The organism is Gallaecimonas aegicerasi (assembly GCF_045291545.1).
Classification (GTDB): Bacteria; Pseudomonadota; Gammaproteobacteria; order Enterobacterales; family Gallaecimonadaceae; genus Gallaecimonas.
In genome coordinates this window covers 812,612-835,290 of sequence record NZ_CP149514.1, presented here as the reverse complement: position 1 = coordinate 835,290, position 22,679 = coordinate 812,612, and the positions used below count along the sequence as shown (strand labels likewise).

Below are 22,679 nucleotides of genomic sequence, written 5' to 3'. Positions count from 1 at the left end.
AAAGTGCTCCTTAACAAAACGCCGGCATCACGCCGGCGTTTTTCATCAGTATCCGCTTATTGTGCCTGGCTTTGCTCATCGCGCAAGGCACGGCGCAAAATTTTCCCGACGTTGGTTTTCGGCAGCTCGTCACGAAACTCCACTGCTTTTGGTACCTTGTAGCCAGTCAGGTGCTTACGGCAATGCTTGATAAGGTCGCCTTCGGTGACGCTGTTATCTTTGCGAACCACAAAAATTTTCACCACTTCACCAGAATGCTCATCTGCTAGGCCCACTGCAGCCACTTCCACCACTTTCGGGTGCATGGCCACCACTTCCTCGATCTCGTTGGGGAAGACGTTGAAGCCGGACACCAGGATCATGTCTTTTTTACGGTCAACAATACGGAAATAGCCCTTATCATCCATAACCGCAATATCACCGGTGGCAAACCAGCCATCTTGCAGGCTCTTGGCCGTCGCTTCCGGGCGGTTCCAGTAACCGTCCATGACTTGCGGGCCTTTCACCCACATTTCACCCGGTTCCCCCGTATGGGTGACATCTTGACCACTTTCGGTATCAACCAGGCGGATATCGGTGCTCGGTGCCGGCAAGCCAATATTCCCGGTGTAGCCTTGGGTGTTATAGGGGTTCACACTGACCAGCGGCGCACACTCTGTCAGACCATAGCCTTCCAGTAGCGGGTGGCCGGTAACTTTCTGCCAGCGTTCCGCGACCGGCCGTTGTACCGCCATGCCGCCTCCTAGCGCCAGTTTTAATGGGCTGAAGTCCAGCTTGGCAAAGTCTTCGTGATTGAGCAGCGCATTAAACAGTGTATTGACTGCCGTGATCGCCGTGAACGGGTACTTACTCAGTTCTTTGACAAACCCCGGAATATCACGGGGGTTGGTGATCAGCAGGTTTTTGCCGCCGTATTTCATGAAGGTCAGACAGTTCGCCGTCAGGGCGAAGATATGATAGAGCGGCAAGGCGGTGACAATCAGTTCTTTGCCCGGCTCCAGCAAGGGCCCAACAATGGCCGTGACCTGCTCCAGATTTGCCACCATATTACGGTGCGTCAGCATGGCACCTTTAGATACCCCAGTGGTACCGCCGGTGTACTGCAAAAAGGCCAGATCACTGCCGCTGATATCCGGCCGCTGATAAGACAATTCACGACCGCGGCGCAACACTTTGCGAAAACTGGTGGCATGAGGCAGTTCGTATTTAGGCACCATCTTCTTGATGTACTTGACGACCATATTCACCAGGGTTCGCTTGGGTTGCCCCAGCATGTCACCGAGCTTGGTGAGGATCACATGCTTAACCGGTGTCTGCGCGACCACTTTTTCCAGAGTGCTGGCAAAATTGGCAACAATAACAATGGCTTCACAACCCGCGTCCTGTAACTGGTGCTGTAATTCACGGGGGGTGTAAAGCGGATTCACATTCACCACAATCATGCCGGCCCGCAAAACACCAAACAAAGCTACCGGGTACTGCAGCAGGTTAGGCATCATCAGTGCCACCCGCGCTCCCCTGGGTAACTTCAGCTCTTGTTGCAAATAGGCAGCAAACTGGCGGCTTTTCTCATCCAGTTCGGCATAGCTCAGCTCTTTGCCCATATTGACAAAAGCCGGGTGGTCACCGAAGTTGCCGCAGGCTTCCTCCATGATATCGATCAGGGAGGCGTAATGATCTGGGTTGATAGTGGCGGGTACGTCTTCCGGATAGCTATTGAGCCAAACTTTGTCCACGAAAAATCTCCTCCCGGTTGCCATCCCGGTCTTTTCTTTTGTTGTTATTCAGGTCTGCGTCCTGACACTGATAAATTTGAGTAATTACTCGAAAAACCGCCGCATCATCCCACAGTGACCACTGCTGCTCAAGGGGCAGTGGCAAGACGGGCAGTTCACGTCAACGTTAACACTTCACCAACCAGTCTGACCAGTGCTTCCGGCTGCTCCATATGCAGGTGGTGGCCCCCATCCAACCAGTGGTGCTGACGCACCTTCAGGGCGCTCAGCTGCCGTGCCCGTTCCGGCTCATCGTTGGCATAGAAACCGCGCCGGCCCAAGTAGGCATAAACCGGGCAAGACAACCCGGCCAGCAGGCTTTCACGCTGGCCGGGACTGAGTCGAACCATAGATGTGGTTTTCAACTTCGGGTCGGCTCGCCAGCGGTAGCCTCCGGGGCAGGCTTCACTGGCTCGCTCAACCAGCAAGGCCGCCTGCGCCAACGGCAGATCAGAGCCTGCCGCTCGGGCTTTGGCCATGGTCTGACGATCCGGGTAAATACGTGCAGGCCGTAATGCTTGCTGGTGCCGGCTGGCAATAGCCTGCCGCAGAGTAGTTGCTGCCTGGCTTTGCCGTTCGGTGATAGGGAGCAAACCATCGAGCAACTGCAAACTGCGTACCCGTTCGGGATAAAGACCGGCAAAACAACTGGCCAGCATTGCCCCCATCGAATGCCCCAGCAAATGTACCGGTTCGGCCAATTGCTCCGTTACCTGCCAAATCTCATAAAGGTAATCGACAAAGAAATAGCCGCCACTGCGGTGGCCGCTATGGCCATGGCCGGGTAAATCCAGCGCAATAAGCCGGCCATGCTGCCAATAAGGGGCTAATGGTGCGAAGCTGGCGGCATTGTCCATCCAGCCGTGCAGTGCCAACACCGGCGTTCCCTGGCCAACCGTCAGTGCTGCCAGGCGTATGTCTGGCAGCACAAAGTCCATCGCCTCCATTAACGCAACTGATGGCGCCGGTTTTGCGGTTCGTCCTGACGACGCGGCGGTAAGGGTTTAGGTACCGGCTTTACCGGCGTAGGCCGGGTTTTCGGCTGCTCCTTACGGGGAGGTTCCTGGCGGGGTGGATTAACCGGCTTGGGAACCACATGCGTCTTCACTTTTACCCGGTAAGACGGGTAATAAATGGGACTGTAGAAGAACGGGTCACCCCAGTAACCATAGGGATAACCCCAGTAAGGCCAGTACGGATGGGAAATATAAACGTCAGTTTGCTGGCGCGGCGCCCACAGTTTGAAGTTACTGACACTGACCACCGGATAATGGTAAGTGAAATCCCCAACTTTACCGAGTTCTGCCGGCTGTACCGTGCCGATGACCGTAATGTAATAGCCCGTAGGCATCGACATCGGATCAACAAAACCGGGAATGTAGGCGTAGAAACGGCCCGGGCTGGGATCATTAAGAGAAGGCTTGCCATTACTGTCTAGCGGCGCATAGACAATCTCAACCTGCGTGCGGGTTTTCAGGTTGGTGACCTTGGCTACCACGCCACCCCAGCGCGCAGTCTTGCCCACTTCCTGACCTTGCCTGGCCAGGCTATAAGCGGCCAGAGGTGTGCCTTGAGCAACAGACAGCTCCTGAGGCATGGTTGCACAGCCGGCCAGCATCAGCAGGCCCAGAAACGAAAGGTAATGCCACTTCATCGCTTTACTCCTTTCAACGCCCACTGTAGTGACAACAGGCCAACAAGCAGCCATAACAGCACATACAGCCATGCGGGCAGTCCAGTCATAGTTGAGAGTATCAGACTGTCACCAGGTTCCCTGAACAATAGATTAAAAGGTGACAACAAGGCGTTCACAATCAATAGTGCCGCCAGTAGCAAGCCCAGCGGCGGCTGACGCCCCCCCAGCCACAATAATGGCAGGCACAACAGCATCAGCAAGATAGTCAGCGGGTCGCGGGCCCACAGCAGCATTGCCAGCAAGGTCCAAGCCATCAACAGCAACCAGGGTAATGGCCGGCGTTGACGCCGACTACTGGCCCGTAACAGCACTGCCCCGCAGAGACTGGCCGCCGGGTAACCAGCCAAAGCAATAAGCCAGGCCACACCCCCCTGGCTTAGGCAATAGCCACTGCCATTCATACGCAGCACCAGCTTATGCACCTGACCACCACTGAGTACTGTAGTCAATGCATGGCCAGACTCATGAAACAGCGTCGTGAACCAGAGAAAGGGAATATTGAGATAGGGTACAGAGCTGACCACAACGGCCAACAGCAGTACCAATATGACGCGTATCAAACGTAGAGATCCACACCCAGCAGGCTGCTGGCCTGTTCACGCTGACTGGCTTTGTCCAGAGACTGGTACTGTTCAATGGCCCGGCGGTTGCGGCTGGACGGCGCGTCGTACTGCACCTGGTATTGCTCAGCAGCAGCCACGCCTTTGGCGCTGTAACGCACCAGCGCCGTGGTCGGCGTCGCCTTTTCCGCAGCCGCAGGCGCCACCGGCACGGATGCCGCTGGCTGATGACTGGGTTGATAAGGCGTCGACTGAATGCGCATGCTGAATTAGCGACCCGGCAGTTTTTTCCAAGTGACCTTATCACGAAGATACACCGGCTCTGCCGATAATGCATCCTGGCAGTGGCCTTGCGCTAACAGTTGCCGGGCTTTCGCCAGCATGTAGCGAGCCTGCGGCAAGCGAGTTCTACCGGCATGAAGGGCAGCGCCCGCAAGACAGTCAGGGTAGGCGTCAACACCGGTGCCCACGGCCAAGGCTGGCCAGGGGCTGGTCAACTGCGGCGGTGCCAGCACCTGTTCCTCGCCAACCAACGTCATCAGGCCATCTTGTAATTGGTAGGCGCCGCAGTACAGCTCCCCCATTCGGGCATCGATCATCGCCAATACCTGCTGCTCACCTTCTTCTTCGTAGGCTTGCTGGGCCAGTGCTGCCAGCGTCGAGACTCCCAGCAGCGGCTTGCCTGCAGCAAACGCGAGCCCCTGGGCCATACCAATACCGATGCGTACACCGGTAAAGCTGCCTGGGCCGCGGCCATAAACAATGGCATCAACATCCGCCAGGGTCAGCGCCGCCTCGGTGAGCAGGCTATCGACCATAGGCAGAATTTTCTGGGTATGTTGCTGTGGGCAAACTTCATAGCAACTGGTGACATGCTCACCAACGGCAAGGGCTGCACTACAGGCTTCGGTGGCCGTATCCAGGGCCAGCAATACGGTCATGGGTACCTCTTAAGGCGTTTTCGGCTTCAATCAAAAAAGGCCAGGGCCTGAGCCAGATCGCGGGTTCGCGTAAAAGGCGGCAGGCTGGCAACAAAGGTTTGCCCGTAAGGGCGGTTAACCAGGCGGTTATCGCAAATCACCAACACCCCCCGGTCACTGCCGTCACGAATAAGCCGCCCGGCTCCCTGCTTCAGGGCAATAACAGCCTGGGGCAACTGCAAGGTGCTGAACGGATCTTCTCCTCGCAACCGGCAGTCTTCGCTGCGGGCTTGTAATAACGGGTCATCCGGGTGTCCAAACGGCAGCTTGTCGATAATAACACAGGACAGCGCCTCACCTCTGACATCCACCCCCTCCCAGAAGCTACTGGTGCCAAGCAAAATGCCGTTGCCCGCGGCCACAAACTGCTCCAGTAATGCCCGCTTGGGAGCACTGCCCTGCACAAAGACAGGAAAATCCACTTTATCTTCCAGCCAACTGGCAGCCTGGCTGAGCATGCGATGTGAGGTAAAGAGAATGAAAGTACGGCCGCCGACCTTGTTGATCAACGGCAAAAAAGGTTGCAGCAAATCTTCGGCGCGGCGCTGGTGGTTGGCCTCCGGTAAGTGCCTGGGCACGACCCACAAGCCCTGCTGGGGGTAATCAAAAGGGCTGTCCAGCACCAGCGTTTTAGCCGGCTTCAGGCCCAGCAGATTGGCAAAGTGGTCAAAGCCGCTGGCTACGGCCAGGGTCGCCGAGGTAAATATCCAGGCTGCCGGCTGCTCGGCAACCAGGGCGGCAAACTTGTCGGCTACACTCAGCGGCGTCAGGTTCAGTGACAAGTGCCGGCGGGTCGTTTCAAACCAGTAGCTGTAACCCAGCACATCGGTGTCCAGCACCCGGGCCAGGCGCCCTTTCAAGGTGGCCAGCCGCTCGTAAAGATTGTCAGCCACTTCACTGCGCCCCAGGTTTTGCTTTAATACCTCCACCACAAAATCCAGATCCGCATTGACTTTAGCCAGCACCGGCTGCAAGGCATGCTTGATTTGCCGTAAGTTGCCTTTTTGCGGCTCTCCCCCCACACCCAGGCGCATGTCTGCACTGGTGCGGGCCAGCCGCTCGGCAGCCAATGCCAACTGGCGTTGATCTTTGAGCTCTGTTCGTACTGTGACTTCCACGTCCTTACACAGATCCTGGATCTGACGCGTTGAGACCGACTCACCAAAATACTGGCACGCGATATCCGGCAACTGATGGGCTTCGTCAAAAATCACTGCGTCCGCTTTGGGGATCAACTCCCCAAAGCCGGTATCGCGAATGGCCATGTCGGCAAAAAACAGGTGGTGGTTGATCACCACCACATCGGCATTCATGGCCTTTTTGCGGGCCTTGACCAAAAAGCAGTCGTCATAGTGCGGGCAGTCCCGCCCCAGGCAGTTATCGGCCGTAGAGGTCACATGCGGGAAAATGGCACTGTCTTCAGGCAGGGGCAGCTCGGCAATATCACCACTGTCCGTGCGCGGCGCCCATCGACTGACCTGCTGCATCGCAGCCAAGAGTGACGGGTCCAGTAGATTAGTGTCCGCTTCCCGGGACTTCAGCCGCGCCAGGCACAAGTAATTACTTCGCCCTTTTAGCAGTGCCAGCTGTGGCGCCTGGCTCAGGGCGTCACGCACTTTGGGCAGATCCTTTACAAACAGTTGCTCTTGCAGGGCCTTGGTACCGGTAGAAATTACCACTTTTTTGCCTGACAACAGCGCCGGCACCAGATAGGCGAAGGTTTTACCGGTGCCGGTGCCGGCCTCAACGATGGTGCAGGCTTTCTCATCAATGGCATCTGCCACCAGTCTGGCCATGGCCAACTGCGGCGCCCGAGGCGCAAAACCGGTCAGGGAACGGGCCAGCGGGCCGTCACTGGCAAAGGCATCATCAAGTGTCATAGTGGGGCAGGCAAGCGGTCACAGAGGCGGCAACCTTAGCACGGCCAGGGGTCAGGCAAAAATATCCAGATCGCCGTCACCATTGTCACCGGCTTCGATATCGTGGCCGCTGCGATCGTAATAACGCAACTTTTCACCACGACGACGCTTATTACGACGATCGCGACGCTCACGACGCTGCTGACGGCGATCATCCGTATCTGCCACAGCATCAGGATGGGCCTGAATTTTGTCCAGCGCTGGCGTTTTCTGCACTTCCTGCACCTTACGCTCCGGCTTGGTGGGCTCCGGGTTCGGTTTAGGCAGAAAAGGGATAAAAGCGTCAAGATTGACCATTCACATCACCTCTGCTCACTTATCGACCAACATTTCATGAGCTTGAGGGGTTGTCAATCGCTGTTGGTTACGGTAACTTGAATGCTCAGTCAATACGAATGCATATTTACGCAAATGAACATCAACCTCCTGAACAATCTGCACCATCATCATCACACCACCGAGTAGCCTTCAGGAGGATATTCGTCTGGAAGGCTATGGTTCTTCCGGCGGATGTCACAGGGTCGCCCTGTTAACGAAAAACCCCGGCAGAACCTGCCGGGGTTTTTCGTTAACAGGAAGCAAGATAATGACCGACACCAACCGTTTACGCGTCGCAATACAAAAGTCCGGCCGGCTCAGCCGCGACAGTGAAAAACTGCTTAGCCAGCTTGGTATCCGCTTTGTGATGCGTGACAACCGCCTGATCGCCCACGCTGAAAACCTGCCGGTAGATATTCTACGGGTACGGGACGATGACATTCCGGCTCTGGTCATGGACGGTATCGTCGACTTGGGTATCGTCGGCCAGAATGTGCTGGAAGAATGCGAACTGGAGCGGCGCAGCGATACCCTGCCGGCGGGTTATCGTGAACTGCAACCACTGGGGTTTGGCAAGTGTCGGCTATCACTGGCCGTCGCCGTTGATGAACCCTTTAGCGGCGCTCGCCAGCTTGACGGCAAGATCATCGCCACCTCCTACCCGCGCTTACTCAGCCGCTACCTTAGCGAGCAAGGAGCCAACTTTACCAACTGTCAGCTCAATGGCTCGGTAGAAGTCGCCCCCCGCGCCGGCCTGGCCGATGCCATTTGTGACTTGGTATCAACAGGCGCCACTTTGGAAGCCAATGGCCTCAAGGAAGTGGAGGTTATTTACCGCTCACAGGCAACACTGATCGCCCGCGAAGCGCCGTTCACTGATACCAAACAAAGCCTGGTTGATACCCTGCTCACCCGCTTGCAAGGGGTACTGAGCGCCCGCGACAGCAAATACATCATGTTGCACGCCCCCAAAGACAAACTGGATGACATCGTCGCCCTGTTGCCGGGGGCCGAGAACCCGACACTACTGCCGCTGGCAGGCCAGGAAGGCAAAGTGGCGTTACACGCCGTGGCCTCAGAAACCCTGTTCTGGGAAACCATGGAAGCCCTCAAAGCCCTGGGCGCCTCCAGTATTTTGGTGCTACCCATCGAGAAAATGCTGGAGTAAATCATGCTGAGCATCATTGATTGGGCTGGTACCCGTAGCGACCAACGCCGCTTGTTACTGGCTCGCCCGGCACAAGCCAATAACCAGCAGGTGCGCGATACGGTAAGTAGCATGCTGGCCGCCATCCGGGCCGACAGCGAGGACGCAGCCCGCTATGCCGAACAGCTGGACGGTTACACCGGCCCGCGCTGGGTTGCCACCAAAGACGCCATGGCGCAACTAGCGCCAGAGTTACAAGCCGCACTGGCCCAAGCCGCCGAGAACATCAGCTGCTTCCACCAAGCGCAACGGCCGCAGGCGGTATCAGTAGCAACCCAGCCGGGCGTCCTGTGCGAGCAACGCTGGCAACCGCTGGAGCGCATCGGTATTTATGTGCCCGGCGGCTCGGCGCCGCTGCCCTCGTCGGTGTTGATGCAGGCTATCCCGGCCCGATTAGCCGGTGTTGACGACATTATTCTGGCCACCCCGGGGCCGGTGCCTGACGTTATTCTCGCGGCCGCAGCGCTGGCTGGTATTTCTCAAGTGCTGGCCCTGGGTGGCGCTCAGGCCATTGGCTACATGGCCTACGGCGACAAGCCGGTAGTGAAAATCTTTGGCCCCGGTAACGCATACGTGACCGAAGCCAAACGCCAGGTTGCCCTGGATGGCGTGGCCATTGACATGCCGGCCGGCCCTTCGGAAGTGATGGTGCTGGCTGACGGTAATGCCAACCCCCGTTTTGTGGCTGCCGATCTGCTCAGTCAGGCAGAACACGGCAGCGATTCACAGGCCCTATTGGTGACCACCAGCAACGACCTGGCAACAGCGGTGAACACGGCGCTGGCCGAGCTGGTACCGCAGTTAAGCCGCCAGCAAACGGCGCGTCAGGCACTGGCAGGTAGCCGTATTGTACTGGCGGACTCACCGGCACAGATGGTCAGCATCGCCAATGCCTATGGTCCGGAGCACCTGATAGTGCAAACCGACGACGCCGCCACCTTGCTGGGGCAGTTGCGTAACGCCGGCTCCATTTTTGTCGGTGCCTTTAGCCCCGAATCCGCTGGCGACTATGCGTCCGGCACCAACCATGTACTGCCCACTTACGGGCTGGCAAAGAGTTATTCCAGCCTTGGGCTATTGGATTTTATGCGCCGCTATACGGTGCAGACCCTCAGCCGTGACGGCCTTAACACCCTGGCACCAACACTCTGCACGCTGGCCGACGCCGAAGGTCTGGATGCCCACAAACTGGCGGTGACCATCCGCCTGGAGAACAACTGATGGCCATAGAAGAACTGGCACGCCCGGCGGTTAAAGCCTTGGTGCCCTATCAATCAGCCAGGCGCATCGGTGGTGAGGCAGCGGTATTTATCAACGCCAATGAGGCTGGTGGTACGGTCGTGGCCAGCTTTGACGGTGCCATTAACCGCTATCCCGGTGCTCAACCCACAGCCCTGTTGGCTGACTACGCCCGTTATGCCGGTGTTGCCGCCAGCCGACTGCTGGCCACCCGCGGCGCTGACGAAGGCATTGAAGTGCTGATCCGGACCTTTTGTGAGCCGGGGCTGGATGCCATTCTGATCCAGCCACCAACCTACGGCATGTACGCCATCAGTGCCGAAACCTGCGGCGTGCAGGTCAACACCACAGTGTCACTGGCCGATGCGGATCTCAGTGGCGTCAAACTGATTTTTGTCTGCCGCCCCAACAACCCCACCGGTGAGCTGATGCCCGCCGCCGCTCTCAAAGCACTACTGGCGCGGGCCGGTAACCAGGCGCTGGTGGTGGTAGACGAGGCCTATATCGAATTCAGTGCCACCGAGTCGGTGGCCGGCTGGCTAGATGACTACCCGCAACTGGTGGTGCTGCGCACTTTTTCCAAGGCCTTTGGCATGGCCGGATTGCGCCTGGGCATGGTCATGGCCAATGAAGCGGTGATCGCCCTGATGGCCAAAGTACTGGCACCCTACCCCATTGCCACACCGGTGGCTGATATTGCCCGTCAGGCACTGAGCGCACAGGGGCTGACCACCTTGCGCCAGCGGGTTGAGCAAGTGCAGGCGCTACGCAGCCGTTTAATTGCACAGCTATCCGCTCTGGGCTATCGGGTGCTACCGTCCGGCGCCAATTTTGTGTTGGTGGACGATGCCGCGCTATTTGAGCGCTTGCTGGCCGGTGGCGTGCTGGCGCGCCGTCTTAAAAATCAAACCCGGCTGTCGATCGGCAGTGCCGAGGAAATGACCAAAGTATCGGAGGTGCTCGGTGGCTAAGCCCATTTTATTCATTGACCGCGACGGAACCCTGATCACCGAACCGGACGACTTGCAAATTGACCGTTTTGACAAACTCCAGCTGGAACCGGGCGTGATCCCCGCTTTGCTGGCACTGCAAGGGGCCGGATATACGCTGGTGCTAGTGTCCAATCAGGATGGCCTGGGCACCGACAGCTACCCGCAGGAGACCTTTGATGGCCCGCATCTGCTGCTGATGCAGATCTTTGCAAGCCAGGGCATTGGTTTTGCCGAACAGCTGATCTGCCCGCACTTTGAGGAAGACAACTGCAGCTGCCGCAAACCGAAACTGGGGCTGGTGCGGGATTACCTGACCGGCGGCCGTATCGACTTTACCCGCTCGGCGGTGATCGGTGACCGCCAGAGCGATCTGCAACTGGCCGAGGCCATGGGGGTACGCGGTTTCCGTTATCACCCCAGCGAACTCAGCTGGCCAGCCATCGCCCGCTTGCTCACCACCTCGCCGCGTACCGCCGAGGTACACCGGCAAACCCGTGAAACAGCCATTCGCGTCAGCATCGACCTGGACGCAGCGCCCGCTGCGCACATTGACACCGGCATTGGCTTTTTTGATCACATGCTGGAACAGATTGCCATCCATGGTGGCTTTGGCCTGACACTGCAGTGTGACGGCGATCTGGACGTGGACGACCACCACAGCGTGGAAGATTGCGCCCTGGCCCTCGGCGATGCACTCAAGCAGGCACTGGGCAATAAGAAAGGCATTGGCCGTTATGGCTTTGTGCTGCCCATGGACGAGTGCCGCGCCGAGGCCTTACTGGATCTGTCTGGCCGCCCTTATTGCCAGGTAGAGGCCGATTTCAGTTGCGAGCGGGTGGGCACCATGGCAACCCAGATGGTGCCGCACTTTTTCCGGAGCCTCAGCGACGCGGCCGGTATCACCTTGCAGCTGTCGGTGTCACCAGGCAATGCCCACCACCAGGTTGAAGGACTGTTCAAAGCTTTCGCCCGGGCACTGCGCCAGGCCATCGCCAAAACTGCCGGTAATGAACTGCCCAGCTCGAAGGGGGCCTTATGATCGTGATTGTCGATACCGGCTGCGCTAATTTGCGTTCGTTGTATAACGCTGTGCAGCGGCTGGGCAGCACGCCCGTGGTCAGCAGTGATCCGGCTACCATCAAGGCCGCGCGGCGCGTCTTCTTGCCAGGAGTGGGCAGTGCCGGTGCCGCCATGCGGCAAATGGCCGAGCGTGAGTTGACCGACACCCTGCGGGCATTGACCCAACCGGTTCTGGGCATTTGCCTGGGCATGCAACTGCTGGCTCGCCAGAGCAGCGAGTCAAACGTCGATTGCTTGCAACTGATCGACGCGCCGGTGCGGGAACTGCAGGCACCAAGGCTGCCACACATGGGCTGGAACCAATTGGCTATCAAGGCCAGCTCTCCCCTCTTTAACGGTCTGACAGACGATGACTGGTTCTACTTTGTGCACAGTTTCATGGTGCCGGTGGGCGCGTATACCCTAGCCGAAAGCCACCATGGCGAGCCGTTCTCAGCGGTGATCCAGCACAATAATGTGCTGGGCACGCAATTTCACCCGGAACGTTCCGGCAAGGTCGGTGCCCGGCTGCTCAACAATTTTCTGGAGAACGACCCATGCTGATCCCGGCACTGGACATTCTGGACGGCCAGGTGGTGCGCCTATTTAAAGGCGACTACCAGCAGGTAACCCGTTACGACCACGACCCGGCACAACGTTTTGCCGCTTATGCTGCCGCCGGTGCCCGTTACCTGCATCTGGTGGATTTATCCGGCGCCCGTGACGCCGGTGCCCGGCAGTGGCCGCAGCTCAAGGAGGTTATCGCCCAGGCGCCCTGCCCGGTACAGGTGGGCGGCGGTGTGCGTAGCCTGGACGATGTTCGCCAGTTACTGGCGCTGGGCGCTGATCGGGTAGTCGTCGGCAGCCTTGCCATCAAGGCACCGGATACCGTCGCCCGGTGGCTACGTGAATTGGGCAGCGACCAGCTGGTGTTGGCGCTGGATGTGCGTTTTGACGGCGATGACTGGTTCCCCGCCAGTCACGGCTGGCTGGAGAAGTCCGAGCAAAACCTCGACAGCCTGCTGGCCTTTTATCTGGCCGAGGGGGCACGGCATTTTCTCATTACCGATATCGACAAAGACGGTACCCTCAGCGGCGCCAACAGCGCCTTGTACCAACAGCTCACGGATGCCTATCCGGCCATGGCGCTACAGGCCTCGGGGGGGGTTGCCAGCCTGGCGGAACTGCCGGCACTCAAAGCCGCCGGGGTCAGCGGCGTGATTCTCGGCAAAAGCCTGCTAGACGGCAAATTCACCCTCAAGGAGGCCCAGCAATGCTGGCAAGACGCATAATTCCCTGCCTGGACGTCCGCGATGGTGTGGTCGTCAAAGGGGTGCAATTTAAAAATCACGAAGTGGTCGGCGACATCGTCGAGCTGGCTCAGCGCTACAGTGACAATGGCGCCGACGAGCTGGTGTTTTACGACATTACCGCCAGCTCCGACAGCCGTGTGGTGGACAAATCCTGGGTGGCGGCGGTGGCCGATGTACTGAGCATCCCTTTTAGCGTGGCTGGTGGCATTCGCTCACTTGATGATGCTCGCACTTTGCTGGCCTATGGCGCCGACAAAATTTCGGTTAACAGCCCGGCACTGGAAAACCCGGATTTCATCAACCAGCTCAGTGACGAATTTGGCCGTCAGTGTGTGGTTATTGGCATTGATTCATTCGTGACCGAGCAAGGTGACTTGCAGGTATGGCAATACACCGGCCGTGAAGATAAAGCCAGCCACGCCGGGCGCAGCACCTTGCAATGGGTGCAGGAAGTCGAGGCCCGCGGCGCCGGCGAGATTGTTCTCAACATGATGAATCAGGACGGCATGCGCCAGGGCTATGACTTGCCACAGCTCCAGGCGGTGCGCGCCGCTACCCGGCTGCCGCTGATTGCCTCGGGTGGCGCCGGTACCATGGCCCACTTCAAAGAAGCCTTTACCGCCGGTGCCGATGGCGCCCTGGCCGCCTCGGTGTTTCACAAAAATCTGATCAGCATCCCCGAACTGAAGGCCTGGCTCATCAGCCAGGGTAAGGAGATCCGCCCATGCAACTGACTACCGACAATCTCCAGCGCATCGACTTTGCCAAAGGCGACGGACTGCTGCCAGCGCTGGTGCAAGATGTGGCCAGCGGCCAAATCCGCATGCAGGGTTATATGAATGCTGAAGCCCTCAGCCAGACCCTGACCAGTGGCCTGGTTACCTTTTATAGCCGTAGCAAAGAGCGACTGTGGGTAAAGGGGGAAAGCTCCGGTAATGTGCTGAAAGTTGTGTCGGTACACAGTGATTGCGACAACGACAGCCTGCTGATCCTCGCCCAGCCGGTTGGCCCCACCTGCCACCTGGGCACGGCCAGTTGCTTTGCCGACGCGGCGCCGCAGCTGGCGTTTTTGGCCGAGCTGGAAGCCATTCAGGGCCAGCGCCTGCAAAGTGGTGACGCGCAGTCCTACACCGCCCGCCTGGCCGCTCGCGGTATCAACAAAGTGGCACAAAAAGTCGGTGAGGAAGGGGTGGAAGTGGCCCTGGCCGCCGTCGCTGAAGGTGACGAGGCACTCCTTAACGAAAGTGCCGATTTGCTTTATCACCTGCTGTTGACGCTGCGCCTGCGGGGCCTGTCTCTGGCCGATGCCGTGGCCGTACTGAAAAGCCGCCATTGAGTCATAAAAAGCCCCGCTGTTGCGGGGCTTTTTATTTACAGCTTAAGGGCTTCGGTTAAATCGCCAAGGGCTGGTGAATGGTTACGCTTGAGCGCCGCGTCACGTTCGGTAAGCCCAGGTAATACCGGTAAATCCCAACGCGTGGTGATAAAGCGCAGAATAGAGGTGGTGTCGTAGAACTGGTGGTCTACATATCCGCGTTTGGCATAGGGCGAAATGATGATGGCCGGGATGCGGCTGCCTGGCCCCCAGCGATCACCTTTGGGTGGCGCGACGTGGTCCCAGTAACCGCCGTTTTCATCGTAGGTGACCACCACCAGCATATGTGGCCATTGCGGGCTTTTTTGCAACTGATGAATGATATCGGCGATGTGCTGGTCACCGGCCATGACACTGGCGTAGCCAGAGTGCTGGTTAAAATTGCCCTGCGGTTTGTAAAAACTGACGGCAGGCAAGGTACCCGCTTTGATGGCGGCCAGAAAATCCTTTTCATCCTTCAGGTGCTGCTGGCGCTCCGGGGTGCCGGGAGCCATGTCCTTGAAGTAGTTAAAGGGCTGATGGTGTGCCTGAAAGTTGGGTACCGGGTAGTGATAGACATTGCTGCGATCAGCTACCGCTTTATCCCAGGCGCCAGCATACCAGGCCCAGCTCACTTTTTTCGTATCAAGCATATCGCCGATGTGCGCTTGCGTCTGCGGCGGTAAGGTATGTGGATCATTAGGGTTGGCAAAACGGGGATCTTCCCCCGGGGCCGGCGCCACACCACTCGGCTGGTAGGGCGGCTGCATGGTGTTGACGGCAAAAAAGTCCGGTGTCAGGGTGCCGTCATTAACAAACTTTGGCGGCCCCTGCATGGCACTTTGTGGGCTGTTCGGCGCCAGTGTCAGGCTGACGCCATCGGCATTAACCACGGAGATCTTGCCTTTGGCCGGGCTCTTATCCGCATTGGGGTAGTAAGGACTACAGGCACAAATCAGGCGGATATGGTTAAAGAAGCTGCCACCAAAGCCTCCCATGAAAAAGTTATCCGCCAGGGTGTATTGGCGGGCCAACTGCCACAACGGCAATGACTTGCCATCGTAGTAACCCATTACCAGGGCGCCGGCATCGGAATAGGCAGCAAACTTGTCGTTGCGGCCGTCATCAATCTGCATCTGATTCTGATAGAAGCGGTGTACCAGATCACGGGTACGCACATTGAGACCAAGATCGAAACCACCCGGCGCATTCAGCTGAAACGGCATGTTAGGCAGCTTGGCGGTGTCTTCTTCCGTGATAACCGGTGTAACGCCCGGCCCAGTCAAACCACCCCAGGCTGGCGGCAGAAACGCCAGCGCCCGTTTGCCTGTACGGTCCAGCTGCTTGTAGTCTTCCTGTTTCAGGGCGTCAGCAATGCCATTAGCGCCGGGAAACAGGCCATAGAGGTTATCAAAGCTGCGGTTTTCACCGTAAATAACCACCACATTCTGGATTTTTGACAGATCCTTAGCACTGGCGGCGGCAGACTTACTGCTGTTATCACCACAACCGGCCAGCAAGGCCGCACAGGCCATAGCCACTACACTCAAGCGTTTCATTGCGCGTATCCTGTTGGTTTTGTGAAGTCCTATTGTGCCGAAAAAGCCGGGCGGGGTCGCCCCTTACAATAACGGAGAGCAGATGAATTTCGGGTGGGTATTGGCACTGTTACTGGCGCTGCCACTGCAAGCGACCACATTTGAGCAGCGTATTCAGGCACAACACCATCGTGCCGATGCCATGCGCCAGCTCGGTGAGCAGCTTTTTACGGAAAAAGCCCTTTCCGGTTCCGGCCGTATTGCCTGTAGTAGCTGCCACCAGCGCACCCTCGCCTACTCCTCACCACAAGCTCTGATGCCCGGCGGTAACCGGTTGCAGCTGCGCGGCAACCGGGCAGTACCGGGGCTGACTTACTTACAGGCGGTGCCACAGTTTAGCGAGCATTTCTCAGAAGATGACGGTAATGACAGCATCGACAACGGCCCTACCGGTGGCCTGGACTGGGATGGCCGGGCCGATCGGGCCCGCGATCAGGTACGTCAGCCTTTGTTTGCCAGCAATGAAATGGCCAGCACCGCCGCAATCATTTTACGGGTACTGGCAACCCGTTCCTATCGCCAGACTGTCAAAGCGCTGTATGGTGCCAAGGCCCTGCTCAGCCCCCAAGCCGCGGTTGACGCCGCGGCCAGTAGCCTGGCGGCGTTTTTACACAGTCCGCGCTTTTACCCTTATTCCAGCAAGTACGACGCCGTGTTGCGGGGTGAGGCCACCCTCAGCCCGGCAGAAGCCCGGGGATTAGCGGCCTTCAATGACCCCAAGCGGGGTAATTGCGCCAGCTGCCATTTCTCCGGCTATAGCGCCAACGGCGCACCGCCGCTGTTCACTGACTATGGCTACAGCGCCTTGGGGCTGCCCCGTAACCCGCGGGTACCCGCCAACGCCGATCCGCATTTTTTCGATATGGGTTTATGCGGCCCCTACCGCCACGATCTGGCCAGTAAAAAACGCTACTGTGGCCGCTTTCGTACCCCCAGCTTGCGTAACGTGGCGCTGAAAAAGCACTTTTTCCATAACGGCGTGATCACCTCCTTGCACGATGCCATTGCCTTTTATGCCAGCCGCGATAGCAACCCTGGCCGCTGGTACCCCCGCAATGGGGCCGGCCAGATAGAAAAATTCAACGACCTGCCCAAGGCTTACTGGCCCAATATTGAGATGACACCACCTTTTGGTGCCCAGGCCGGTGCGAAACCGGCTTTTAGCGAGCAGGATGTACGTGATATTGAAGCCTTTCTCGGCACCCTCAGCGATGGCTATGACGGCGCAAAAAATCCGCCATCACCGGCATCACCTGTTCAGGGTGGCTGATAGGCCCCATATGGCCAGCGTCTACCTCAACCACCTCCACGTGCCGCAGGCGCTGTGCCAGCGTCGCTGCCACTTGACGGCTGGCAGCAGGGCTAGTACGCCCCACCATCAATAACGTCGGCGCTGAAATCATCGCTGGATCGGTGTTTTCGTTAATCAAGGCCTCAAAGTCTTTGACCACTTTCGGCGCTTGCGCCGCCAAACGCTGTTGCAGGCGTGGTGGCATCGCTGCGTAGGTACCGGGGCCACTCCAGTAATCAACAAACGCCTGCGCCGCTGACGCGGCATCCAACCCGGCCATACGGGCCGACAATGCGACCACCGCCTGCCGCTCAGCGCTGTTTTGAGGCAGTAACCAGAACGCTACCGGTTCATACAGGCACAAAGCATGAATGTGCTGCGGCTGCATGGCCGCCAGATGCAGGGCATTAGCTGCCCCATAAGAATGTCCCACAAGCGTCATTTCACTAGTTAATGTTACTCTCGCCATTTCCGTCGCCAAGCGAAAGGGACCAGCCGGTGCGGCCGGTGCCTGGCCGTAACCGTAAAGGTCATGAAGTTCGCCGGGAAACTGCTGGGAAAGCGGCACCCACTGGCGGCTATCACTCATGGAACTGTGTAAATATACTCGGGACATGTTGTTTCTCCGGCCAAACAGCCGCTTGTAAAAACTGAACAACTTGCTGAACAAATCCTGTACCCGTTCAGCTTTGCCATTGCGCCTATACAGCCTGCCCCCTAACCTCAGCGCTGTAAAGACAAGGGAGAATGCTGATGAAAGTGCTGGTCGTTGAAGATGACAACCTGTTGCGTCACCACCTGAAAGTGCAGCTGTCAGAGCGGGGTTTCGGTGTTCACGCCGCCCCCAATGCCGAGGAAGCACGTTTTTTTGCTGAAGAGTACGAGCTGGATGTGGCTATTGTCGACCTGGGTTTGCCAGGCATGAATGGCATTTCCCTGATCCGAACCTTCCGTGAAGAAGGCAAGACCTTTCCCATCATCATTCTTACTGCCCGGGGCAACTGGCAGGATAAAGTCGAAGGCCTGGACGCCGGTGCCGATGACTACCTGGTCAAACCCTTTCAGATGGAAGAGTTGGTGGCCCGCTTGCAGGCACTGTCTCGCCGCGCTGCCGGCTTTGCCAGCCCGACCATCGAAGCTCAGCCATTTAAGCTGGATCTGGCCAAGAAGCAGGCTTTTCGGGCAGAAGATCCACTGACACTGACCGCCTACGAATACAAATTGCTGGAGTTTTTAATGCGCCATCACCAGGAAGTGGTGAGCAAACAGCGGTTGGTGGAACAGCTCTATGATGACCATATTGAGCGGGATTCCAACGTTGTCGAAGTGCTGATTGGCCGGCTGCGCAAGAAGCTGGACCCGGACAACAGCCTGACGCCCATTGAAACCATTCGTGGTCAAGGCTACATGTTCCGGTTAACCTGTCAGTAAATAGCTGACCGGTAAACCAATTGATCCGCCCGCTGTCACTCAAAGGTCGCGTTATGCTGGCCACCACGGTTTCTGTGGTGGTCTTTTTGGCGTTTGTCAGCTTTGCCATTATCAAGTCTTACCAGAGCGCCACCGAAAGCACCATTGAGCACAACCTCAGCCAGGACGCCAACGAACTGGTGACACTGCTCGAAGACACCCAAGGCACCGGCTGGCTGCCCAACGAGCTGGTCAACCCCAGCTATAACCAGCCGCTGTCGTCCCATATCGGGCTGATTTTTGACGAGCATGGCAAACTTATCTGGCGGTCGTTGTCCAGTTACCGCTACGAATTCAATTTCAAACCGACTTTCTTCAATCTCAACCGCAAGTTCTATCACCAGCAAATCGAAGGGGATGGCTTCTTCATCTATGAGGTATCGATCCCGATTTCGCTGGGCAAGACGGTCAAAGACTACACCCTGATGACCATGTATCAGGACAAGGACTACCAGCGCGATGCTTCGCAGTTCACCACCATAGTGCTGCTGTGGATGACCGGTGGCCTGTTTCTGATGCTGTTGGTGATCACCTGGACCCTGCGCTGGGGTTTCAAACCCTTACGCTATCTGGCGGTGGAGCTTTCAGAAATGAAGAGCGGTACCCGCGGCCAGCTGTCGCAACACTATCCAACGGAAATTGACCGGATCAGTCGGCCCCTGAACGCCTTGCTGCACCGTGAACAGGAATCACGGGAGCGGCTGAAAAATACCATGGGCGATCTGGCCCACAGCCTGAAGACGCCACTGGCCGCCATTCAGGCCTCAGCCCAAAGCCTGCAAGCCTTGCCAGAGGTGCCCCGGGAATTGCCGGCCGATATTGTCGAGCAGGCACAGCGCATGAACACCACCATCAGCTACCAGCTGAAACGGGCGGTGGTGGGCCGTCAGGGCTTGGCACAAAGCCGCATCAACCCGGCGCCGGTGGTAGAACGGCTCAGCCGGGCGCTGACCAAAGTCTACGCCAGCAAAGACGTCGACTTTCAATGTCATGTTGATGAAAACTGTTACTTCGATGGCGATGAGGGGGATCTGATGGAGATCCTCGGCAACCTGCTGGAAAACGCCTTTCGGCTCTGTGTCTGCCAGGTTCGCATCAGTCTGACTCTGGCCGGTGACAAACGGCCACATCTGCAAATCCAGGTTGACGATGACGGCCCCGGGGTACCAGAAGACAAGCGTGAAAGTATTTTGCAACGTGGCGTGCGCGCAGACTCACGCAATCCTGGCCAGGGTATTGGTCTGGCCGTGGTGGTCGATATCGTTGCTTCCTATCGCGGCCAACTGACCGTCGGCCGTGCTGAAACCCTCGGCGGCGCCAGCTTTTTGATCAGCCTGCCGCTGGGCAGCTACTGAGCGTTAAGCACCGGCCGGGCATAAGCCTCTTTAAGGAGCTGCGCTTCATCAGCGCTGAGCCCTTGCTGACGCTGACGCAGCCAGTCATTACCAGTACCGGCAGCGGCCAGGTTGGTGGGAAACAGCTTATAGTGGCGACGGATCTGCTGGTCGATGGCGCTGGCCAGCGCGGCTGGGCTATCCAGACCGGTGGCAGCCAGCGGCTCAGCAAAGGCAACATGCACCCGCCCCTTTTGCCCGGTGATCCCCTGCACTATGGCGCGAATATCCTCAAACGGCGCCTTTTCATAACTGCCGCCCCGCGCCTGCTGCGCCAGCTCCCGGGCCTTGAGCACATCACAAGGGTCATATTCATAAGAAATGGCCACCGGCACGATGTTCAACCGGGCCACCATCTGCTCAAAGCTCAGCTGCTTACGATGAGCCATGTAGAGCATTTTCAGCAGTGCTGGATCGGTCACGTCATTGCCGTCTTTGGCGCGGCCCTCACGCTGGGCTATCCAGATACTGTGGCCCTGTTGCAGGCTGTCATCGATATAGGCTGACAATAAGCCCATATTGGCGGCCAGTTGCCGTGGGGCTTTGGTGGCGCGCTTGACGATAAAGCTTTTATTCAGCCGCATCAGATCGGACACATAGTCCTTTTGCAGCAGGTTATCGCCAATCGCAATTCGGACGGTATCGTGGCCGGCCTGATGCAGCGCGTAATTGACAAAGGCCGGGTCCAGCGCGATATCCCGGTGGTTGGAGATAAACAGCATCGGCTTGCTGGGGGTTAACCCCTCCAGGCCACTTACGGTTACACCATCGGTGGTTTTACTTATCATCGCCGCCATGTAGTCGGCCACCAACAACTGAAAATCGCGTACCCGGTCAATACCGCCGAGTTTGCGCTTGAGCTGCTGGCGCACCAGTGGCCGCAGCAGCCAGGTCAGTTTCGGATATAACTTGGCAAACTCAAAGCGGCCGATGGCATCGGCAAATTCTTCAGTGGCTACCAGCCTGGCGATCACTGCCGCGACTTCGTCGTCGTGATAAGGGCGGATCTCGGCGTAACAGTCTTGCGTCATGTTTTCTCCAGCTTACAAACCGTAACGGTGGCCACCGTTACTGATCCCAGTAAGCCTCCTCCAGTGAGTCCTCACGCTCAGGCAAGCCGCGAGACAGCCGCGGTGAGTGCTGTACCAGCACCTCATAGCTGACCCGGTTCGCATACTTACACATCTGCGATAGCGATGAATAAGCCATAAAGGATGCCGCGTGCTTAGAGCTGCTCGGGACATTGAGACGGTGATAATCGTTGGCCGCCATATCATGCAGGAGTGCTGCCAGGGCACCGTCGCCGGCACCATTGGTATTTTTGATACGATCCGGCCCGCCCATGTATGGGGAGATATGCGAATACACCTTGATTGGTTCATCGCAATCCTGGCGCCGCATCGGCCGGGAGAACTCGTAGCGGTTAAATTCGGCAATAGCGCCCGGCAACAGCTGACGGGTGGTTTCGCGTTTCTGGGTTTCATCCACATGGCTGGCCAGGTAGAGCCCCACTGGCCCGGCAGTGCACAACACCAGATCAGCCCAGTCCAACACCTGTTCGCAGGCCAGCAAAGGGTCCGCCTCACCGGTCAATGCCGTGGCTTCATCTTCGTTCATGGCCACGACGCTGACATTGTCGCGAATAAAGTCCTGCCACCAGGCCTTGCGGTCTTCGACTATGAATTTAGTGCCCATGGTCAATACCACCGGCACCTGCGCTTCTTTTGCCCAAGCGACGGCCTGCAAGGTGCTGCGGGCCATGGGCTCATGTTCTTCACAGCGCATCAGGTAGGCAGAAATAACCAGTGCCGAGCCTGTCTGAATGAGGGTTTTATTGAGGTATTGCGTTTCCAGGCAATCCATCACCCCTTTGTTGATGGCAAAGCTGCGTTCACCGTCCGGGGCGATCAGGGTAATGCACTGGCCAATGGAGCCTGCGGCCGGTTGCAGGTAGTTCAGGTCGACCTTCGAGGAGGTGTTACAAAGGTAGCGATAAGAAGAACTGCCCACCCGGATAGATTCATTCATAACCCCAAACAATACCGAGCGATCATCTGACAGCACGGAGTAGTTATGTAGGGTGTTACCAATAGTGCCGCCCGCAAACTCCGATACGATCAGGTTGTTCTCGGTCAGCTCGGCATAGATGGCAGCAGCTTTGTCCGGCTCAATCAGCATCGAATGGCCCTTGGACAACTGATATTTGGCCAAGAAGCTGTCCGGCACATGCGCTTCAATGTCTACCAGTACCTGATCGATACCGCAAACATGGCTGGCAATGGGTTTGTTCAGTGGTGACAGTTCACTCAGCAAGGGGTCACGGGAGCCCACCGGAAAGAAGTGCTTACTCTTACGCTGGCCGGGGAATTTCATGCTGTCTCTCAAAGGCCCTGTTCAAGGCCGGCGATAGTAGCAGAAGCCGCAGCCGAACTCACTGCCTTGTTCTGCTAAAACCGATCCGTTTCAAAAAGCCGGCAACAGCCTATTGACGCCAGAGATGACCTGCATCAAGCC

General features: G+C 57.6%; 23 protein-coding genes. 11 read left to right on the top strand and 12 right to left on the bottom strand.

Translation table 11 applies throughout. The annotated features are described in order from the left end of the window. Positions 1 to 56: 56 nt before the first annotated feature. The 8 genes from fadD to WDB70_RS04020 all read right to left on the bottom strand — a co-directional run bounded on the left by fadD (position 57) and on the right by WDB70_RS04020 (position 7,227). A complete protein-coding gene (gene fadD / locus WDB70_RS04055; RefSeq protein ID WP_406666877.1) occupies positions 57 to 1,736 on the bottom strand; it encodes a long-chain-fatty-acid--CoA ligase FadD in 1,680 nt (559 codons plus the stop codon). Between the two features lie 155 nt (positions 1,737 to 1,891). Further along, positions 1,892 to 2,713 (bottom strand): alpha/beta fold hydrolase, encoded by an 822-nt coding sequence (locus tag WDB70_RS04050; RefSeq protein ID WP_406666875.1) that lies wholly within the window; start codon positions 2,711 to 2,713, stop codon positions 1,892 to 1,894. 8 nt (positions 2,714 to 2,721) lie between these two features. Beyond that, a complete protein-coding gene (locus tag WDB70_RS04045; protein ID WP_406666873.1) occupies positions 2,722 to 3,429 on the bottom strand; it encodes a Slp family lipoprotein in 708 nt (235 codons plus the stop codon). Further along, positions 3,426 to 4,031, bottom strand: coding sequence for a M50 family metallopeptidase (locus tag WDB70_RS04040; RefSeq protein WP_406666871.1), 606 nt, complete (start codon positions 4,029 to 4,031; stop codon positions 3,426 to 3,428). Before WDB70_RS04040 ends, WDB70_RS04045 begins: the two co-directional genes overlap by 4 nt. Then, complete coding sequence (locus WDB70_RS04035; protein ID WP_406666869.1) at positions 4,028 to 4,294, bottom strand: hypothetical protein; 267 nt, start codon at positions 4,292 to 4,294, stop codon at positions 4,028 to 4,030. The genes WDB70_RS04040 and WDB70_RS04035 overlap by 4 nt, the downstream gene beginning before the upstream one ends. 6 nt (positions 4,295 to 4,300) lie before the next feature. Beyond that, positions 4,301 to 4,972: a tRNA (adenosine(37)-N6)-threonylcarbamoyltransferase complex dimerization subunit type 1 TsaB gene (gene tsaB / locus WDB70_RS04030; protein WP_406666867.1), complete on the bottom strand. Its 672-nt coding sequence runs from the start codon at positions 4,970 to 4,972 to the stop codon at positions 4,301 to 4,303. A 26-nt stretch (positions 4,973 to 4,998) separates the two neighbouring features. After that, the gene (locus WDB70_RS04025) at positions 4,999 to 6,891 is read right to left on the bottom strand and encodes an ATP-dependent DNA helicase (protein ID WP_406666865.1); all 1,893 of its coding nucleotides are present in this window, start codon (positions 6,889 to 6,891) and stop codon (positions 4,999 to 5,001) included. 51 nt (positions 6,892 to 6,942) lie between these two features. After that, positions 6,943 to 7,227 (bottom strand): hypothetical protein, encoded by a 285-nt coding sequence (locus WDB70_RS04020; protein WP_406666863.1) that lies wholly within the window; start codon positions 7,225 to 7,227, stop codon positions 6,943 to 6,945. Positions 7,228 to 7,516: 289 nt separating this feature from the next. On the opposite strand from WDB70_RS04020, the gene hisG reads away from it, so the two are divergent. The 8 genes from hisG to hisIE are packed head-to-tail and all read left to right on the top strand — an operon-like array spanning position 7,517 to position 14,394. Continuing rightward, a complete protein-coding gene (hisG, locus tag WDB70_RS04015; RefSeq protein ID WP_406666861.1) occupies positions 7,517 to 8,416 on the top strand; it encodes an ATP phosphoribosyltransferase in 900 nt (299 codons plus the stop codon). Positions 8,417 to 8,419: 3 nt separating this feature from the next. Continuing rightward, positions 8,420 to 9,676 carry a histidinol dehydrogenase gene (gene hisD / locus WDB70_RS04010; protein WP_406666859.1) on the top strand — a complete coding sequence of 419 codons (1,257 nt, stop codon included), beginning with the start codon at positions 8,420 to 8,422 and terminating at the stop codon, positions 9,674 to 9,676. Next, positions 9,676 to 10,665: a histidinol-phosphate transaminase gene (gene hisC, locus WDB70_RS04005; RefSeq protein WP_406666857.1), complete on the top strand. Its 990-nt coding sequence runs from the start codon at positions 9,676 to 9,678 to the stop codon at positions 10,663 to 10,665. Before hisD ends, hisC begins: the two co-directional genes overlap by 1 nt. Beyond that, positions 10,658 to 11,725: a bifunctional histidinol-phosphatase/imidazoleglycerol-phosphate dehydratase HisB gene (gene hisB / locus WDB70_RS04000; protein WP_406666855.1), complete on the top strand. Its 1,068-nt coding sequence runs from the start codon at positions 10,658 to 10,660 to the stop codon at positions 11,723 to 11,725. The genes hisC and hisB overlap by 8 nt, the downstream gene beginning before the upstream one ends. Further along, the gene (hisH, locus tag WDB70_RS03995; RefSeq protein ID WP_406666853.1) at positions 11,722 to 12,309 is read left to right on the top strand and encodes an imidazole glycerol phosphate synthase subunit HisH; all 588 of its coding nucleotides are present in this window, start codon (positions 11,722 to 11,724) and stop codon (positions 12,307 to 12,309) included. Before hisB ends, hisH begins: the two co-directional genes overlap by 4 nt. Beyond that, positions 12,303 to 13,037 (top strand): HisA/HisF-related TIM barrel protein, encoded by a 735-nt coding sequence (locus WDB70_RS03990; protein ID WP_406666851.1) that lies wholly within the window; start codon positions 12,303 to 12,305, stop codon positions 13,035 to 13,037. Before hisH ends, WDB70_RS03990 begins: the two co-directional genes overlap by 7 nt. Then, positions 13,019 to 13,792 carry an imidazole glycerol phosphate synthase subunit HisF gene (gene hisF, locus WDB70_RS03985; RefSeq protein WP_406666849.1) on the top strand — a complete coding sequence of 258 codons (774 nt, stop codon included), beginning with the start codon at positions 13,019 to 13,021 and terminating at the stop codon, positions 13,790 to 13,792. The genes WDB70_RS03990 and hisF overlap by 19 nt, the downstream gene beginning before the upstream one ends. Continuing rightward, the gene (gene hisIE / locus WDB70_RS03980; RefSeq protein ID WP_406666847.1) at positions 13,783 to 14,394 is read left to right on the top strand and encodes a bifunctional phosphoribosyl-AMP cyclohydrolase/phosphoribosyl-ATP diphosphatase HisIE; all 612 of its coding nucleotides are present in this window, start codon (positions 13,783 to 13,785) and stop codon (positions 14,392 to 14,394) included. The genes hisF and hisIE overlap by 10 nt, the downstream gene beginning before the upstream one ends. A gap of 35 nt (positions 14,395 to 14,429) precedes the next feature. On the opposite strand, the gene acpA is transcribed toward hisIE, so the two are convergent. Beyond that, positions 14,430 to 15,971 carry an acid phosphatase gene (gene acpA / locus WDB70_RS03975; protein WP_406666845.1) on the bottom strand — a complete coding sequence of 514 codons (1,542 nt, stop codon included), beginning with the start codon at positions 15,969 to 15,971 and terminating at the stop codon, positions 14,430 to 14,432. 82 nt (positions 15,972 to 16,053) lie between these two features. Between acpA and WDB70_RS03970 the strand changes: the two genes are divergently transcribed. After that, positions 16,054 to 17,280: a cytochrome-c peroxidase gene (locus WDB70_RS03970; RefSeq protein ID WP_406666843.1), complete on the top strand. Its 1,227-nt coding sequence runs from the start codon at positions 16,054 to 16,056 to the stop codon at positions 17,278 to 17,280. Here the strand turns inward: WDB70_RS03970 and WDB70_RS03965 are convergent. Next, positions 17,216 to 17,917, bottom strand: coding sequence for an alpha/beta fold hydrolase (locus WDB70_RS03965; RefSeq protein WP_406666841.1), 702 nt, complete (start codon positions 17,915 to 17,917; stop codon positions 17,216 to 17,218). The genes WDB70_RS03970 and WDB70_RS03965 overlap by 65 nt on opposite strands. A 137-nt stretch (positions 17,918 to 18,054) precedes the next feature. On the opposite strand from WDB70_RS03965, the gene WDB70_RS03960 reads away from it, so the two are divergent. After that, on the top strand, positions 18,055 to 18,732 hold the full coding sequence (locus tag WDB70_RS03960; protein WP_406666839.1) for a response regulator: 678 nt from the start codon (positions 18,055 to 18,057) through the stop codon (positions 18,730 to 18,732). A gap of 53 nt (positions 18,733 to 18,785) precedes the next feature. Then, positions 18,786 to 20,126: an ATP-binding protein gene (locus WDB70_RS03955; protein ID WP_406666837.1), complete on the top strand. Its 1,341-nt coding sequence runs from the start codon at positions 18,786 to 18,788 to the stop codon at positions 20,124 to 20,126. Here the strand turns inward: WDB70_RS03955 and WDB70_RS03950 are convergent. Beyond that, a complete protein-coding gene (locus WDB70_RS03950) occupies positions 20,120 to 21,196 on the bottom strand; it encodes a 1-acyl-sn-glycerol-3-phosphate acyltransferase (RefSeq protein WP_406666835.1) in 1,077 nt (358 codons plus the stop codon). The genes WDB70_RS03955 and WDB70_RS03950 overlap by 7 nt on opposite strands. Positions 21,197 to 21,233: 37 nt before the next feature. Continuing rightward, a complete protein-coding gene (locus tag WDB70_RS03945) occupies positions 21,234 to 22,538 on the bottom strand; it encodes an inosine/guanosine kinase (protein WP_406666833.1) in 1,305 nt (434 codons plus the stop codon). Between the last annotated feature and the right edge of the window lie 141 nt (positions 22,539 to 22,679).